The organism is Halococcus sp. PRR34 (assembly GCF_028617175.1).
GTDB lineage: Archaea > Halobacteriota > Halobacteria > Halobacteriales > Halococcaceae > Halococcus > Halococcus salifodinae.
Genome location: NZ_JAQJDA010000026.1, coordinates 25829 through 42264, shown reverse-complemented (window position 1 = coordinate 42264; position 16436 = coordinate 25829). Strand labels below are relative to the sequence as shown.

15 protein-coding genes and 1 tRNA gene are annotated in these 16436 nt (G+C 64.7%); 7 read left to right on the top strand and 9 right to left on the bottom strand.

Going from position 1 to position 16436, the window contains the following annotated elements:
* Positions 1-215: 215 nt before the first annotated feature.
* The 3 genes from PHA81_RS18860 to PHA81_RS18850 form a co-directional block, all read right to left on the bottom strand.
* Positions 216-290: transfer RNA gene (locus PHA81_RS18860), tRNA-Met, on the bottom strand.
* A 39-nt stretch (positions 291-329) separates the two neighbouring features.
* Positions 330-842 carry a GtrA family protein gene (locus tag PHA81_RS18855; RefSeq protein WP_005044778.1) on the bottom strand — a complete coding sequence of 171 codons (513 nt, stop codon included), beginning with the start codon at positions 840-842 and terminating at the stop codon, positions 330-332.
* Entirely contained in the window at positions 839-1615 is a 777-nt protein-coding gene (locus tag PHA81_RS18850; RefSeq protein ID WP_005044780.1) for a glycosyltransferase, read from the bottom strand. The genes PHA81_RS18855 and PHA81_RS18850 overlap by 4 nt, the downstream gene beginning before the upstream one ends.
* A 118-nt stretch (positions 1616-1733) precedes the next feature.
* Between PHA81_RS18850 and PHA81_RS18845 the strand changes: the two genes are divergently transcribed.
* Positions 1734-4115 carry a DUF2298 domain-containing protein gene (locus PHA81_RS18845; RefSeq protein ID WP_005044782.1) on the top strand — a complete coding sequence of 794 codons (2382 nt, stop codon included), beginning with the start codon at positions 1734-1736 and terminating at the stop codon, positions 4113-4115.
* A 404-nt stretch (positions 4116-4519) separates the two neighbouring features.
* On the opposite strand, the gene PHA81_RS18840 is transcribed toward PHA81_RS18845, so the two are convergent.
* The 4 genes from PHA81_RS18840 to PHA81_RS18825 all read right to left on the bottom strand — a co-directional run bounded on the left by PHA81_RS18840 (position 4520) and on the right by PHA81_RS18825 (position 7701).
* Positions 4520-5287, bottom strand: coding sequence for a DUF5803 family protein (locus PHA81_RS18840; protein ID WP_005044784.1), 768 nt, complete (start codon positions 5285-5287; stop codon positions 4520-4522).
* Positions 5284-5949: a DUF2110 family protein gene (locus tag PHA81_RS18835; protein WP_005044786.1), complete on the bottom strand. Its 666-nt coding sequence runs from the start codon at positions 5947-5949 to the stop codon at positions 5284-5286. The genes PHA81_RS18840 and PHA81_RS18835 overlap by 4 nt, the downstream gene beginning before the upstream one ends.
* Positions 5949-6467, bottom strand: coding sequence for a transcription factor TFIIE subunit alpha (locus PHA81_RS18830; protein ID WP_005044788.1), 519 nt, complete (start codon positions 6465-6467; stop codon positions 5949-5951). Before PHA81_RS18830 ends, PHA81_RS18835 begins: the two co-directional genes overlap by 1 nt.
* Positions 6468-7008: 541 nt before the next feature.
* The gene (locus PHA81_RS18825) at positions 7009-7701 is read right to left on the bottom strand and encodes a type 1 glutamine amidotransferase domain-containing protein (RefSeq protein ID WP_005044793.1); all 693 of its coding nucleotides are present in this window, start codon (positions 7699-7701) and stop codon (positions 7009-7011) included.
* 161 nt (positions 7702-7862) lie between these two features.
* Between PHA81_RS18825 and PHA81_RS18820 the strand changes: the two genes are divergently transcribed.
* From PHA81_RS18820 to PHA81_RS18800, 5 genes are all read left to right on the top strand, one after another.
* Entirely contained in the window at positions 7863-9821 is a 1959-nt protein-coding gene (locus tag PHA81_RS18820) for an ABC transporter substrate-binding protein (protein WP_005044795.1), read from the top strand.
* A 66-nt stretch (positions 9822-9887) separates the two neighbouring features.
* On the top strand, positions 9888-10871 hold the full coding sequence (locus PHA81_RS18815; protein WP_005044797.1) for an ABC transporter permease: 984 nt from the start codon (positions 9888-9890) through the stop codon (positions 10869-10871).
* The gene (locus PHA81_RS18810) at positions 10871-12061 is read left to right on the top strand and encodes an ABC transporter permease (RefSeq protein ID WP_005044798.1); all 1191 of its coding nucleotides are present in this window, start codon (positions 10871-10873) and stop codon (positions 12059-12061) included. The genes PHA81_RS18815 and PHA81_RS18810 overlap by 1 nt, the downstream gene beginning before the upstream one ends.
* Positions 12058-13104 carry an ABC transporter ATP-binding protein gene (locus tag PHA81_RS18805; RefSeq protein WP_005044799.1) on the top strand — a complete coding sequence of 349 codons (1047 nt, stop codon included), beginning with the start codon at positions 12058-12060 and terminating at the stop codon, positions 13102-13104. The genes PHA81_RS18810 and PHA81_RS18805 overlap by 4 nt, the downstream gene beginning before the upstream one ends.
* Entirely contained in the window at positions 13097-14443 is a 1347-nt protein-coding gene (locus tag PHA81_RS18800; protein WP_005044801.1) for an oligopeptide/dipeptide ABC transporter ATP-binding protein, read from the top strand. The genes PHA81_RS18805 and PHA81_RS18800 overlap by 8 nt, the downstream gene beginning before the upstream one ends.
* 106 nt (positions 14444-14549) lie before the next feature.
* Here the strand turns inward: PHA81_RS18800 and hpt are convergent, their stop codons facing one another.
* The gene (gene hpt, locus PHA81_RS18795) at positions 14550-15119 is read right to left on the bottom strand and encodes a hypoxanthine/guanine phosphoribosyltransferase (protein WP_005044803.1); all 570 of its coding nucleotides are present in this window, start codon (positions 15117-15119) and stop codon (positions 14550-14552) included.
* Positions 15120-15256: 137 nt separating this feature from the next.
* Here hpt and PHA81_RS18790 point away from each other — a divergent pair, with 137 nt between their 5' ends.
* Positions 15257-15700, top strand: coding sequence for an SHOCT domain-containing protein (locus tag PHA81_RS18790; RefSeq protein ID WP_005044805.1), 444 nt, complete (start codon positions 15257-15259; stop codon positions 15698-15700).
* A gap of 118 nt (positions 15701-15818) precedes the next feature.
* On the opposite strand, the gene PHA81_RS18785 is transcribed toward PHA81_RS18790, so the two are convergent.
* The gene (locus PHA81_RS18785; protein ID WP_241430411.1) at positions 15819-16241 is read right to left on the bottom strand and encodes a type IV pilin N-terminal domain-containing protein; all 423 of its coding nucleotides are present in this window, start codon (positions 16239-16241) and stop codon (positions 15819-15821) included.
* Positions 16242-16436 lie beyond the last annotated feature (195 nt).

Sequence of the window (16436 nt, the reverse complement as noted above, 5' to 3'; positions counted from 1 at the left end):
GCCGAGGAACCCCCGAAGTTCTCGTGAGCGAAGCGAACGAGAGCACGGAAGAGCTTCGCTCTTCCGGAGGGGGTGACAAAGGCTTTTGGTCCAGATTTTGCGAGTAGAGAGGTTCCGAAGGAACCTCTTACAGCCGGCGCTTCGCGCCGCGATTCGAGGCGGCTCCGCCGCCTCGTGCGCCCGCGAGCAGAGAGCGACCGTAGCAAAAGGTGGGATAGCGGGAGGTAGATTTGAACTACCGGTCTGCGGGTTATGAGCCCGCCGGAATCTCCTGGCTATCCTATCCCGCTACCTCTTCGTATCGCTGTCCGTTGGTTAAGGGTTGTGATTCATCCCTCGCCAGGCCCCGTGTGGACCTGCCACGTGAACAGGCTCTCGGCGACGAAGTTGACAAGCAAGCCCGCGCCGATCCCGCCGAGCTTCGAAACGACGAACCAGGCGTCGAGGCCCGCGATGGCGAAGTCGATCCCGATCGCCCGGTAGAGCAGTCGAAACATGCCGAGTTGGACGAGAATACCGCCGGTACGCACGAGGTTCGATCGGGCCAGCCGTCGAAGCGTCGGCCGAATGCCGCCCGTCCCTTCCTCCGAGAACGTCCAGTTATCGTTGAGGAAGAACATCACGACGACCGAGACCTCGATCCCGACGAAGACGGCGACCTCGGGATAGACGCCGAGTTCGCGCAGCGCCGTCGCGGTCGTCACGTCGAACAGCGCGCCGACGACCCCGACCGAGGCGAACTTGCCGAACCGCACCGCCGACACCAGTTCGAGAAATCGTCTCGTCACTCGACCGTTCGCGAGCCATGCCTGGAGATCGGCCAGCAACGAGCGCACGCTCATCGATCGGGGCGGCCCGCGTCGACCAGCGCGGTCGGCTCCTCGCGCCGTGCGGCGATCGCGTCGTGAAGTGAGCTCTCCGCGACCAGCGCCGCACGATGGCGGGCGGCGAGCAGGCCGTTCGCGAGCGCGAGCGACGTTTCGACGGGCGACACAGTGGAGTCGGGCTCGTCGTGCCACGTGATCGGGACCTCTCGGATCGAACAGCCGAACGCGTTGGCCATCGCCACCAGCTCGATGTCCCACGCGAACCCCGGCTCGTAGAGGTGTTCGCGGATCGTCGTCCATGCCTCGCGCGAGATCGCCTTCGCGCCACACTGATAGTCGTACAGCGGCGGATCGACGAGACGACGGGCGAGCCATGCGAACGTATCGCCGAGCCGACGGCGCGCGAACGTCCGGTGGCGTGCGATCGTCGCATCGGGATGGCGACGCGAGCCGACCGCGAGCGCCGCTTCGTCCGCCGCGACTGGCGCGATCACGTCGGCGAGCGAGTCGGCGGGCGTGCTCCCGTCGGCGTCGGCGAAGACGAGCACGTCGGTGTCGAGTGCCTCGAATCCGGCGGTGATCGCGCGTCCCTTCCCCCGGCGATCGGGGGACGTAGCGACGGTCGCCGGGAGGTCCGCGAGCCGTTCGGCCACCCCGGACTGGGGCGCGTCGAGTTCGATCCGAATGGTCGTCGAGGCGCAGCGCTCGTCGATCGCGGCGACGTAGGTCGCGAGACGCTCGACGTCGGGCCGGTAGGCCGGCACGACGACCCCGACGGACCGGTGCATGGAGCCACCTCCGCGGGCGCGGACAAAAGGGGTTCGGAACCACTGACTCGGATTCGTCTCCGATCTGGTCGCTCGCCGATCCCACAAGAGCAATATGCGCCGGTTCCCGGCTTTGGCTATGGAGTACGGTCTCGTCGTCCGGTGGCTCGCCGTCTTCCTCGTCCTCGGCATGGCGGGCACACCGCTGGCCGCGCTCTGTTTCCGCCGATTCCCCGACCGTGGGGCCGCCCTCGCGTTGCCGCTCTCGCTTGCGATCGTTGGCATCGTGGCGTACTGGGTTGGTCATCTCTCGCTCACCCTCGGCCTCGTCGCCGGACTCGCCGTCCTCGTGGGCCTGTCGGCGATCGCGCTCCGACGACTCGATCGCGACGAGATCTACAGCCGGCGAGCGCTCGCCCCGATAGCGGTGTTCGGGCTCGCCTTTCTGTTCATGATCGCAGCTCGGGCAGTCGATCCAGCAGTACACCCTGGCGGTGGCGAGAAGTTCCTTGATTTCGGTCTCCTCAAGTCGCTCTCGCGCACGACACGCCTTCCACCGGAGGACGTCTGGTTCGCCGGCGAATCGGCCAGCTACTACTACGGCGGCCATCTCCTCACGACGCTGCTCTCGAAGCTCACGCTCACCGAACCCCGATACGCGTACAACCTCGCGCTCGCGGGCTTCTACGCGATGGTCGTGACCGCGGCCTACGGGCTCGCGGGCGCGATCGCGGCCGAGCGCGACCGATCACCCCGCACCGCGGGTGTGATCGCGGCCTTCCTCGTCGGGTTCGCGAGCAACCTCGAAACCGCTGGCCGGGCAGTGTTGTGGGCGCTACCCGACGGTGCGACGGAATCGGTCGCCGGCTGGCTCGGCGTCGAAATTCGGGGTCTCGCCGCGTCACCGACGGCGTTCACCTACTGGGACGCGAGCCGCGTCATTCCCGGCACCGTCAACGAGTTCCCACTCTTCGCGTGGCTCAACGGCGATCTCCACGCTCACATGATGAGCACGCCGTTCCTCCTGCTCGCGGCGGGACTCTGGTTCGCGTACTACCGGACACCTGCCGACGCGGTGTGGCGACGGCGACTCTTCGTGTTTGGCGCTGTGCCGCCGCTCGCAGGTCTTCTCGCGGTCGTCAACACGTGGAGCTTTCCGACCGTCGCCGGGATCGGGTGGCTCGCGCTGACGTTCGCCGATGCCGATCCGGTGTCGCTGTTTCCCAAGCGGATCGCGGGTCGCTTGCGCTCGCCCACCGACACCGGCCTCAGCCGGGAACTTCGCAGGACGGTGAGCGCGCTCGCGGCCGCGGCGGTCGTCCTCGTGCTCGGGTTCGTGTGGTCGGTCCCGTTCTGGCTCGGTTCGGCGAGCGGCCGCGCGGTGGCGTTCCTTCCGGCCCGAAGCCCGCTCGGCCCGCTGCTGCTCGTCTACGGTGCGTTCCTCCTGGTGTTCGTGCCGTACCTCGCCGCACGCACCCGTTCGGAACTCCCACGACGAAGCCAGTTGGCAGCCCTCGCAGCGACGGGTGGCCTGATCGCGGTCGCGTTGCTCGCGGATGCGGCTGCTGTCGGCGTGTTCGGTCCGCTGCTGGTCGTCGGCTGGCTCGTTCTCGTCACCCGACGGAACGCCGGATCGAGCGGTGCTCGATCGACGGTCGTCGACAGCGGCCGACAGCACCCAGCCGAATCCGATGGCGGGGTCGCTACCGGCGACTCACTCGTTCCAACCGTCGGCTACGAGACGGTGCTGCTGGTCGCCGGAGCAGGGCTCGTCCTACTGGTCGAGTTCGTCTACATCCAGGAGAACGCGGGACCGGGACGGTTCAACACGGTGTTCAAAACGCACGCGCAGGTCTGGGTGCTCTTCGCGACTGCCGCGGGCGCGATGGCCGCGTGGCTGGTCGACGCCCGTCCCGTAGGGACGATTGCCGACGCGATGGCGGGGCGATGGCGGGTCGCCGGTCGCGCGCTGCTCGCGCTGGTCGTCCTCTCGACGTCGATCTACGGCGGCCTCGCGCTCACCGATCAGTTCACCAGTGAGAGCCCGATGACGAGCGCCGACGACCCCACGCTTGACGCGCGTGCGTTCGTCCCGGCGACCCACCCCGACGAGGCGGCCGCCATCGCGTGGCTCGACAACCGGTCCGGCCAACCCCACATCGTTTCGGTCCCGGGGTGTGGCTGCAACGAGGAGCGGACTCTCCGGCCCTACCGCTGGGTGAACGCACCCTCCAGTCTGACGGGACTGCCGACGGTCGTCGGCTGGGACCACGAAGTCGGCTATCGCGGGACCGACCCCTACCACGAGCGCGTCGCGGACGTCGCGGCCATCTACGAGGGCGCTCCCACGGTCCAGACCGAACTCCTCGCGGAGTACGACGTCCAGTACGTCTACATCGGGCCGAACGAGCGCGCGGCGTACGGATCGATCTCGGTCGCGGATCTCCAGGGCGTCAGCGTCGCTCGGGAGTTCGAGGACGTGACGATCTACCGCGTCGATCACGAAGAGCTACCGACCTGAGTGGCATCGGATCGCGCTGCCAGCCGTCGAAATTCTACGGTGTACTGTCGAAGGGGTTCCAACGATGGCCGGAGCGCCGTGGGCGAGTTCCGAGACAAACGAGTGCCGCAGGCCACTCCCTCCCAGCCGATTCCTTCGCTCGCTACGCTCCCTCAGTCATCCACCGTCAGAGCGAAGTCGTTCGAGAGAGCGAAGCTCTCTCGGGATCTCGAAGTGTCGAAAGCACTTCGACGACTCGTCGGAAGACCGACGGTCTTCCGAAATGACGAGACGCCGAAGGCGTCTCGAACCACGCTCACTTCGTTCACGCCTCACACCGCTCGCGCAGACCTCGCGCGAGTCACGCGTCTCCCGACGCGTTCCCGCGCGCCACCGCTCCCTGAATGAACGGTGACGAGCGCGATCTACCCGAATCCAGGTGGACCGTCATCGTCGTCCACGCTGCCGGTGTCGATGTCCGGTCCCACGTCCTTTCGCTGGCGCTCCAGTTCCTTGATCTGCCGGAGGTAGTAGAGTGCGCCGCCGGCCGCGACGAGCACCAGTACGGCCGCCCCAGCGATGAAGAGATAGAGATCGCGCTGGAGGTAGTACCGCACCACGACCGAGCTGCTATCGACGTTCTCCCACGTGAGTCGAACCCGATCATCGGCGGTGCGATCGGCGGTGTAGCCGCCGGGCGAGACGCGGGCGAGCGGCTCGTAATCGACCCGCATCCCCTTCGGGATCGTGACCTCGTACGTTCCCTCGACGAACGTCCGAGTCCCCAAGCGCTTGCCCTGGGCCGACGCGGTGAACGCGACTTTCCCGTTCTTCGCGGGGAGGTTGATGACCGCTCGCTCGCGCTCGCTCGTGACGTTCAGCCCCGACGATTCGGACGGGGTGACGACGGTCCCGTTCGGATACTGGAACTGGAGCGCGGAGACCGGCAGTGGTTGGTTCTGCCCGAGCTCGTTGCGCTGGAAGACCGGGAACGTCGACTCGTTCGAGACGTTATAGACGGCTGTGTAGCGTCCACCGGTGACGTTGATCGTGGCGTTCGTCCCGTTGGTTTCCCAGTCGTAGCTCGCGTTGGCGGCCGCGTCCCCGCCACCCGAACCGAAGACCGACGAACAGCCCGCCAGCGCGACGAACGCGACCACTAGCCCGAACGCGAGCAGCCGCCGGCGCGTCATGGCACGACACAGAGGAGCTCGGCGGGCAGATACCCACCGATGCTCGCGAGCAGCCCCGGCGGATCGGTGTTCTCGCGACAGATCACGCTCTGTTCGAGGAGCCCGATCCGCTCGACGGTTACGATGTCGTTCGCGTGGCCCGCGCGGTTGACGGTCGCGCGCGCCTCTCCACGGGTCGCGCTGTTGACGTTCACCCGACCGGCCCCGCGCGTCCAGTCGTACAGCCGATCGCGCTCGTCGTCGGCCAGCCGCGATGGCTCGCCGTAGACGAACTGAAGCGGGAGATGCTGGACGAGGCCGTACCGCGTTCTGATCTGCTCGGGACTCCCCTGACCCAGCCCGATCTCGTCGGCCGGCACGTGGATGTCCTCACCGGCATCAAGCACGAATCCCGACTCGTCCCACGATTCGAGGGTCCCAGTGTAGGTTTCGCCGGGCTCGAACTCGGGCGTGATCGCCCCCCACTCCTCGCGGAGGACGTTCCGTGCGGCAACCTTGTCCTCGCCCTCGACGGTCACCGACGGGAAGTCGTCGTGGCGGACGCCGACCTCGTACGCGACGTCGAGTTCGCCGATCGCGTTGTCGACGAGCGAGCCCAGTCCGGTGAGCGCACGCTCGCGGGCGTCACCTCCGACGTAACATTTCGTGGCAAGAACGACCATTAGGCAGGGATGGTGAGTGTGTCGCGGAGATCGTCGATGCGTTCGTCCATCGCGTCGATCAGCCGATCGTTCTCCATCGATTCGAGTTCGGAGCCACACTGGGGACACTCGAACCCGAACTCCATCGCCTCGCCGAACTCGAACCGGAGCGAGTCGACCTCACACAGGTAGAACTCGTTGTCGCGTTCGTACTCCCGACGCACCTCTAGGGCTTCGAGCAGCCGCCCCATCTCGTCCTGGAGATTACCGGGGATCGACTCGTACTCGAACGTCCAGAGGTACGTGAGCCAGCCCGAGTCCTCGTCACGGAGCCGACGATAGCTCGCGAGATCGTTCTCGTAGAGAATAAAGAGCGCTCGCCGGACGTCGTTGAGTTCGAGTCCGAGGTCCTCGGCGAGCTCTTCGTCGGTCACTTCGCCGTCGGGCGGCGCAGCGGCGACGGGCATCCCGCGCGGGCCGACGAGCTCGTGGAGGTACGTCTGTACCACCGGATCCTCGAGGAGTTCCTCGAACGCCATTACCCGTCTTCGGGCATGCCGGCGTGTAAACCCATCGTTCGTCGGGTGCGGCTGCGCTGTCCCCAACCGGCGACACGATCGGCGGCGACGAGCGCGGAACCAGCGCAGACGGAATCGGTGCGGGCAGGACCGGCACGGACAGAACCGGTGCGGACGGGGCCAGAGCGGGCGTTCGTGATACACGTCCAGATCGTCCGGTGTTCTCGACTGACGACAACCGTGTATCGGTGCTGGCGCTGTGTGGGGACATGGTGGAACTGACCGTCGCCGACGCCAACGACAGCGTCATTCGGCAGTGTACCGAGTTCGAACTCCGTGAGCACGGCCTCATCACGAAAACCGAGAACGGGGACGAAACCGGCTTTTCCCGTTGGGGAGTTTCGCCTACGTCGGGCAAACCCAACGGCGGGGCGACCAGCAAGCGATTGTCAAACAGCGAGGCGACCGACAGTCGACTCCCCAGCAGTCCACTCGACCGCAAACCAGCCAGCAGCACCGCCAGCAGTAGTTCGATTCTGAAGGCTAAGGAGCGTTCGACCGCTCAGGCAGATCCGTCGATAGCCAGTTCGTCGAGGAGCGTCTCGGCGGCCGCGGCCGACGAGCCGGGACCGCGGGCGGTGACGAGATCGCCGTCGACGGTGACGCTCGTGTCGGCGTCGAGTTCGGCGTCCCAGTTTGCGCCCGCCGCGCGGACTTCGTCCTCGACCCAGTAGGGGAGCTTCCGCCCGTCGGGCATTCTGTCGTGCTCGTCGACGATACCCTCCTCCCATTCGTTCGGGAAGCCGGTGACGTTTCGACCGTCGACGATCCGCTCGCCACCCTCGTCCCACGTGAACGCGAGGATGCCGATGGCGTGACAGACCACGAGCGCCGTGCCATCGTCGCCGGCGACCGTCTCGGCTAGCAGCGTGCGGGCGTGGCGGTCCTGGTTGATATCCCACTCGGTGCCGTGACCGCCGGGGAACACCACCGTATCGTAGTCGTCGGCGTCGGCGGTGGCGACCGGGATCGGATCGTTGAGTCGATCGTCGTTCTCGTGGACGTCCATGACGTGTTCGGCGGTCTCCTCGCCGACCTCGTCGGGGTCGACCGATCGCTCGTCGATTTCCGGTGGAGCGCCGCTCGGCGTGGCCACGGTGACGTCGACGCCTGCATCCGAGAGGCTGGTGAGCGGCTCGATACATTCCTCGCCCCAGTAGCCCTCCTCGCTGACGACGAACAGTGCAGTTGCCATCAGCCTAGATACGGCCACGTAATCAAAAAGACTCCCGGATACCGGAAAAACGCCAGCCATTCGTGTGACTCATTGGTCACCGAGAGAATATTCCCACGACAAATAACCCCATCATCCGCATCCACAAGAACAATAAGGGTCAATATCTGTTAAAGGTACGTATGTCACAGGGCCCCGCACGACGTGGTGACGAGAAACACAAACGAATCGATCGACGCAGTTGGCTCAAGGCGATCGGTGTCGCTGGTGCTGCCGGACTGGCCGGCTGTAGTGGCGGTAGTAACGGTAGCGGCGGTGGCAACGGCACCGACCAATCCGGTGGTGGCAACGGATCGAACGGCAGTCAGCCCTCCAACGCGACGAACGGCTCGGCGCTCGGCGGCGGGAACGAGTCCGGCAACCAGAGCGGCGGAACCTCCAGCGGTGGTGTCCCCGAGGTTGGCGGGACGTACAGCACGGTCGTGTCCTCCTCGCCGGAGACGCTGAACCCACTGTACAACACGGAAGACGGTGCTGGCGACCTGATCGGCTACGCGCTCGATTATCCGTACGGCTTCAAACCGGGCACGGAGTACTTCCAACAGCTGTACGACATGACGACGGACAAGGGGAACGTGTGGGTCGCGAAACTCCGTGAGAACCTCGAGTTCGGTGGCGACTACGGCGAGGTCACCGCGGAGGACTTCGTCTATCAGGTCACTCAGCTCCACCAGAGCGAGTGGGCCGCGACCGCGGACGCCTCGTCGTGGCCGAGCGAGGTCAACGTCGAGGCGACGGGCGACTACGAGTTCCAGATCGAACTCCCGAACCCGAACGCGCTGTATCCCGAGACGTACGACCCGCTGCTGTACCCCATCCCGAAGGAGTTGATGCAGCCCTACGTCGAGGAGCAGAACGCCGACGGACTCCGGAAAGAGCAGGAGCTTCTCGGGCTAGGGTTCGCCGGGAACATGGGGGCGTACACCCTTGACAGCCGGAACCGTTCGAGCAGCCTCACCTTCAAACGAAACGAGAACTACTATCTCCGGGATGCCGAAGGCGTGCCCGAGCAGTTCAGCAAGGCACCGTACTTCGACACGCTCGAAGTTCAGATCGTCCAAGAAGAGCAGTCCCGACTCGCCGCGCTCGAAGCCGGTGAGACCGACTCGGCGGCAGTGCCGCCGAACCGGGTCTCGAAGTTCCGCAACCTCGAACGGACCGACGTCTACGTCATCCCGCAGCCGTACAACGAGGTCTGCGTGTACAACATGCGCGACAACGGCTGGAACGCGGGGCCGGGCAACCTCTTCCGGAAGAAGAAGTTCCGGCAGGGTCTCGGCTGTGCCGTCAACAAACAGCGCCTCGTCAAGGGCGTTTTCCGTGGGTTCGCCGATGTCGAGTACACGTGGCAGCCCCAGTGGTCGAAGTGGTACCCCGACGACACGAGCAACATCATGGAGTTCGGGACGGGCGATCTGTACGGCCCGGAGGCAACCCAGAGTCGCATCAAGGAAGCCATCTCGGACACGGACTACGGCTACAGCGGCGGAATGTTGAAGAACCCGAGCGGCGAGACGGTGAACCTCACCCTCTATCACAGCGCCGGCCAGCCCACCGAGCGGTCGATGGCCGACTTCATCGCCCAGGAGTTCAAGCAGAACGCCGGCATCAACGTCAGCGTTTCGGCGATCCAGGGTGCCCAGTTCTCGCGGGAGTACTGGCAACAGCAGATCCCGGACAACCCCGACCAGTACGAGTGGAGTGCGGGGGCGAACAACGCGGGGCCGCGCGAAGTCACGAGCGCCAACCCGTGGGACATGTCGGTGGTCTTCGGTCTCAACACCTATCCGCTCAACCCCACCACCGCGAACGTGTTCTTCCAGAAGGACTCGGCGTACAACCCGTACGGCTACTACCCCTCTTGGAACGCCAGCGAACTGTTCGAACAGGCCAGCAGCGCGACGAGCGAGGAGGAACTCCAGCCTATCTTCAACGAGATCTTCGCGAAGATCTCCGAGGACCAGCCGATGGGGATGCTCGCGTTCCCCGCGGCCACGACCGGCTACGCGACGGGAATCGACGGCCCACAGGAGAACTTCTTCAGCGGCTGGGACTTCTCGACGTGGCACCGCAACGGCTGACGTAGCGACCCCGATCGCAGACTCCCACTCGACGATCTTTCAATCAATGTACGAGACACCCTCACTATGGGACTAGGATGGTATATCACACGCCGGGTCGGCTGGTCTTTCATCGTCACGTTCATCATCGTCTCGATAACGTGGGCGCTGTTGGCCGCCGCACCCAACCCCGAGATCGCTCAGGCAGCGACTCAGGTCGCGCTTCAGGGCGGCGATCCGGCGGCAGCACAGGAGGCTGCGGAGCGAGCACGCCAGCTCCGCGGACTCGATGCCCCACTCTACCAGCGCTACATCGACTACGTCACCAGCGTCTACACCCTCGATTGGGGCTGGTCGGAAACCCGGAGTCAGCCGGTGATCCAGGCGATCCTCGGGGCGCTGTACTACACGGCACAGTACTCGATCCCGTGGACGCTGCTGGTGATCGTCATCGGCCCGATCGTGGGGCTGTACTCCTCGGCCAACCAGTACAGCTGGAAGGATCACCTGGCGACGGGCTTTGCCTTCTTCGGGTACGCGATTCCGAACTTCTTCTTCGGGATCATCCTCCTGCTGATCTTCGGCGTCGAACTCGGGTGGATCCCGGTGATATACAACACCGGCGTGCCGGTGTTCAGCCTCGAGAACGCCAGACAGCTCGCGATACCCGTGTTCGTGCTGGTGACCGGCTCCATCGGCGGGATCATGCGCATCTCGCGCAACGAGTCGGCCGCGTTCATGAACGCGGACTTCGTGAAGACTGCGAACGCGAAGGGCGTTTCGAAGCTCAGGATCTACGCGCGACACGTCCTCCGGCCGACGATGGTGCCGCTGTCGACGACGATGGTCAGCCAGCTGTTGGCGCTGTTCACCGGGTCGTCGTTGCTCGTCGAGATCGTCTTCGGGATCCCCGGGATCGGTCGGCTGAGCTACCGTGCACTCATCGCACAGGACACGAGCGTCGTGCTGGGGTTCGTGTTGTTCTTCACGTTCGTTGCCACGATCGCGAACCTCGTTCAAGACCTCACATACACCGTGCTCGACCCACGGATCGACTTCGATGATCGATAATGGCTACTGACGAACCTTCACAACGATTCGACTCGGTGGACTGGAACGACGTCGCCGGCGGGAGCAGCCGCGCGTTCTCGGCGAACTTCAAGGGCGTCGCTGCCGTCCTCGGCGCGATCTTCGCGCTGATCCTGTACGACCTGTTCGTCGTGCCGGGCGACACCCCGACGTTCGCGGCGATCGGCTGGAACTACGACGTCACCGGCCTCGACTGGCTGTTCGCGATCTCGATCGTCCTGTTCGGGTTCTACGGCGTGTTGCCGCTGTACCAGAACGCCCGGATGACGCGGTACTACTGGCAACAGTTCCGGAAAAATCGTCCCGCGGTTCTCAGCCTCGTCTTCCTCGCTGCTGTCTTCGTCGGCGGGCTTCTCGGACCGCTGTTCATCTCGGCACCGGAGGTCCAACTGTTCACGAAGTATCAGCCACCGGTCGGCTTCGAGATCAGCCGTCAGTACGTCATCAACTGCGCCGGCCCGATCGTCGACGGTGCGTGTCAGGGGACGTGGCAGTACCCGCTAGGCACTACCCAGAACGGCCGTGACATCTTCAAGATGATCGTCTACGGGATGCAGATCACGATGAAGATCGCGTTCATCGCCACGCTGATGGTCTTGACCATCGGCACCGCGGTCGGGACCACCGCCGCGTACATGGGCGGCCTCGTCGACGAGGTGTTGATGCGATACGTCGACATCCAGCAGTCGTTCCCGACGTTCATCCTCTACTTGCTCATCCTCTACATCTTCGGCGGGAGTCTGACTCTCTTCATCCTCCTGTTCGGGCTGTTCGCGTGGGAAGGAACTGCGCGGTACGTGCGGAGCAACGCGCTCGCGAAGAGCCAGGAGGAGTACATCAAGGCGGTCCAGCTCAGCGGCGCGAGCACCTATCAGGTCATCCGCCGCCACATTATCCCGAACACCGCGAGCAGCTGGATCACGGACCTCACGCTACTGATTCCGGGATTCTTGTTGTTTGAGGCCCAGCTCGCCTTCCTCGGCCTCGGCGATTCGACGGTCCCCTCGTGGGGCCAGCTGATCGCCGCCGGACGCGGTGATCTCTCTTTTGCGCCGTGGATCACCCTGATGCCCGGCTTCGTGCTGTTCTTCACCATTCTCGCCTTCAACTTCCTTGGCGACGCCGTGCTCGACGCGATCGACCCAGAAACCCAGGCGGAGGCTGAAAGATGACAACGGACACACCACTCCTCTCGATCGAGAACCTCACCACGACCTTCGAGACCGACGCCGGACTCCTCACCGCCGTCGACGGGATCAGTTTCGACGTCAACCGCGGCGAGACGGTCTGTATCGTCGGCGAGAGTGGGTCTGGAAAGACCGTCGCGAGCGAATCGATCACGCGCCTGATCCCGTCGCCGCCCGGTACGGTCGACGGCACGGTCCGGTTCGAGGGCCGCGACATCGCGTCGATGAGCGAGTCCGAACTCCGGGAGATCCGGGGGCAGAACATCGCCCACATCTTCCAGAACCCACAGGATGCGCTGAATCACTGCTACACCGTGGGGTGGCAGATCACCGAGGCGGTGCAGGTCCACGAGAACGTCTCCAGCGAGGCGGCCCGCGAGCGCGCGGTCGATCTGCTCAACCGGGTCGGCGTCGCCAACGCGGCCGCCCGGCTCGACGACTACCCCCACGAGTTCTCGGGCGGCCAGAAACAGCGCGTCATGATCGCGATGGCGCTAGTCACGAACCCCGACCTGCTCATCGCCGACGAGCCAACGACGGCGCTCGACGTGACCGTGCAGGCCCAGATCCTCCGGCTGCTCGACGATCTCCAAGAAGAGTTCGGGATGAGCGTCCTCTTTGTCACCCACGACCTCGGGGTCGTGGCCGAGATCGCGGACCGAGTCGTCGTGATGTACGCGGGGAAAGTGATGGAGCGCGGCGACGTCTACGAGATCTTCGAGTCGCCCTCGCATCCGTACACCCGCGCCTTGATGGACTGTCTCCCCGGCGGGGACCGCGCCGCGGGCGGGATCGAGGGCACGCTACCGAACCCGACCGATCCGCCCGACGGCTGCCGGTTCGCACCCCGGTGTGAGTACGCCGTCGACGAGTGTACACAGGGTGATCAGCCAGAGGAGGCGGAGCTTTCGGCGAGTCACAGCGTCTCGTGTGTGTACTACTACGGCGGGCGCGACGCGTCGGTGATCACGGGCGAGGACGACGATGGCGGCTGGTCGAACTCGCCAGGAGGGTTGGCGGATGACTGACCCGCTGCTCTCGGTCCGCAACCTGAAGAAACACTACCCGATCAAGGAAGGCGTCCTCTCGCAGCAGGTCGGGGCCGCCCGCGCCGTCGACGGGATCAGTTTCGACATCGGACAGGGCGAGACGCTCGGGCTGGTCGGCGAGTCCGGCTGTGGGAAGTCGACCGCCGCGTCGTCGATCATCCGGCTGGAGGAGCCGACCAGCGGTGAGGTGCTGTTCAACGGCGAGGGATACGACGACAGCCGGACTTCCGGGGACGAGCCTGCGACGAACGACGTCACGGAGTTCGACGACAGGCAGCTCAAGGCGTTTCGCCGGGACGCCCAGATGATCTTCCAGGACCCGTCGTCGAGTTTCGATCCGCGACAGACCATCGGGGCGTCGATCGCCGAACTCCTCGAAGTCCACGGGATGACCGACAAACAGCGCCGCCGGGCGATCGTCGGAAATCTGCTCGAAGACGTCGGCCTCTCGGCGGACGACTACGATCGCTACCCCCACGAGTTCTCGGGCGGTCAGAAACAGCGCATCGCGCTCGCGCGGGCGCTGGTGCTCAACCCCGATCTCATGATCGCCGACGAGCCGGTGAGCGCGCTCGACGTCTCCATTCGGGCGGAGATCCTCTCGCTGGTCAACGACCTCCAGGAGAAGTACGGTCTCTCGGTGCTGTTCATCAGTCACGATCTCTCGGTCATTCGGGACGTCTGTGACCGGGTTGCGGTGATGTATCTCGGCGAGATCGTCGAGATCGCGTCGACCGAGGAGATCTTCGCGGACCCCCAACACCCCTACACCGAGGCGTTGCTCTCGGCGATCCCGACCCCGGACCCCCGGAACACCCGCGAGGACATCGAACTGAAAGGGAAGGTACCGAGTCCGACCGATCCGCCCGACGGCTGTCGGTTCCACACGCGGTGTCACCGGGTGATACAGCCCGACGAGTACGATCTCGAACAGTCACACTGGCGGGCGCTGTTGACGTTCCGGGATCGCGTCGTCGAGGGTAGCGTCGACGTCGCGAAGACGCGACGCGCGCTCGACACCGACAGCGACGGCGAGGATACGGTCTCCGACGCGAAGCTCGAACGCGAACTCCGGACGGAGTTCGACCTCCCCGAGACGCTCTCGGATCGGTCGGCCGAGGACACGCTCGCCGAGGCGCTCGATCGGCTCGTCGCGGGCGACCGCGATCGGGCGGGCGAGCTGCTCTCGACGTTCACCACGCCCTGTGAGGAATCGAAACCCGAACTGACCGACCGCGGGACGAACCACCAGGCCTCGTGTTTCCTCACCGAGAACGAGGCACCGTTGCAGGACGTCGCGGACCTCCGGGCCGACTGACGATCACCGCCGGCGGTTCGTCGAACTCCTTCGACCGAACGAGGGGTCCGCCGTCGCTGCTCGAAAACGAGAGACCGGCATCGATCGATCCCGTACGATCGGGGCCTCAGCCGTCGCCGTGGGGATCGGTGATGACGACTTCCTGATCCTCGACGTCGACGTTGATCAGGGTCTTCACGTCGTACGGACTGTCGTCGAGTTCGTTGCCGCCGCCTTCTTTCTTGATGACTGCGACGACGTCGACGATCTCCGCGCCGATCTCCTCCAGCGCGCCGGTGATCCCGCGGAGCGTCCCCCCAGTAGAAAGCACGTCGTCGAGCAGGAGGACCCGATCGCCCGCGTCGACGTCGTTGACGTACATTTCGTTTTCGGAGTAGCCCGTGACCTGCGAGAGCGCGACCTCACCATCCAGCCCGTACTGGCGCTTGCGGACCACCACGAGCGGGATGTCGGTCATCAGCGAGGTCGCCGTGGAGATGTGGATGCCCATCGCGGCGGGTGTCACGATCTTGTCGACGTCTTCGAGCGCGGCCTTCCGGATGATCTTGATGACGATCTCGCGCAGGAGTTCGGGTTCGAGCATCGGGACGCCGTCACTGATCGGATGGACGAAGTAGTGATACCCTTCCTTCTCGATGATCGGCGCGTCGAGCAGCGAGTCCCGAAGCTGATTCATGCTGCCGATACACCGACTCGTCGGTAAAACTTGACGGTCGTCGGTCGTGCGCCACGCTCGCTAACCCATCGGTAGTATCGACGCCTGGCCCCATCGAGAGATGGGTTTTTACCGCCCGCTCGTCAACCCTCGATCATATGGCCACGACGCCACGCGAGCGGTTCCGACAGAACGCCACGGGGATCGCCTCGACGGTGGTGACGGGGGTCTGGCTCGCGGCCATGCTCACCGGTCAGGGCTGGTGGCTCGCGGCGCTGCTGTTCGGTTACATCGTCGTCGTCCCGGTCGTCTCGATGCTGTTCGGCGACGACGAGGACTGGGAGGAACACGCCGACGAGGACTGGACGGACGAGGAGTACTGGGAGGACAGCTGGACCGGTGGTGGCTGGACGGCCGACGAATCGTCCAGTGACCCACCGGAGACCGACAACCAAGACGCCCTCGAAACGCTCAGAAACCGCTACGCCCGCGGCGAGCTCACCGACGAACAGTTCGAGCGAAAAGTCGAGCGACTCCTCGATACCGAGTCCATCGAAACCGTCGAGGATCAGTATCGCGAACGCGAGCGATTGCGGGAGTAGTGCAGACGATCGGTTCGGCCCTCCTTGGTTCGCCAGCTGTCCGTTATCGCCGCCGAAAAATGGGAATTGCACCGCGTCGTTCAGCTCACTCCAGATGAGGGAAGCGAGAACGGCTTAGTTAGGAGTTTTGGTTGTTGCCGCCGCCACTCACATCGGTGCTGAAGAGCGTCGCCGAGTTACCCTCATCGTCATCGTAAACAACGCTCACAGATTCGCTGGGACTCAGACCAGTCGCAATCTGAGCACCAGCCGTGATTTCATCGCCGCCCACAGCGTCCTGTCGAGTGCCGTCCACGACAGTGTAGATATTTGCGCCGTTTAGCGTGTCTCCTCCGCCCATCGTTATCGTACCACTATCATAGGTGAAGGTGGCTTGTGGTGCATCCTGCTGATTCCCGAAAACGCCAGTGGCGAACGCGCCCACCACGGCGGCGAGGATGACGACCACAGCGATCATCAGGACGACACCGATGACTGGGCTGACTGCACGTGAATCCGATCGAAGTTCGTTGATTCGTTCTCTCATTTTGGTTTCGCTCACCCACCAGCCACGGACTCGGCGGCTCTCGACGCGTTCCAACCGTTCGGCTGCTGCCGCCGCCGGAGTTCGTTTCGCGCTGGTGTGGGCCACGAGTTGCGCAATATCCTATATAATATTTCGCCCGGTGGTTGGAGATATCATTGTCGGGCTACGTCGCTCGTCGACACACTCGCTCGATCCGAGTGATCCATCTCG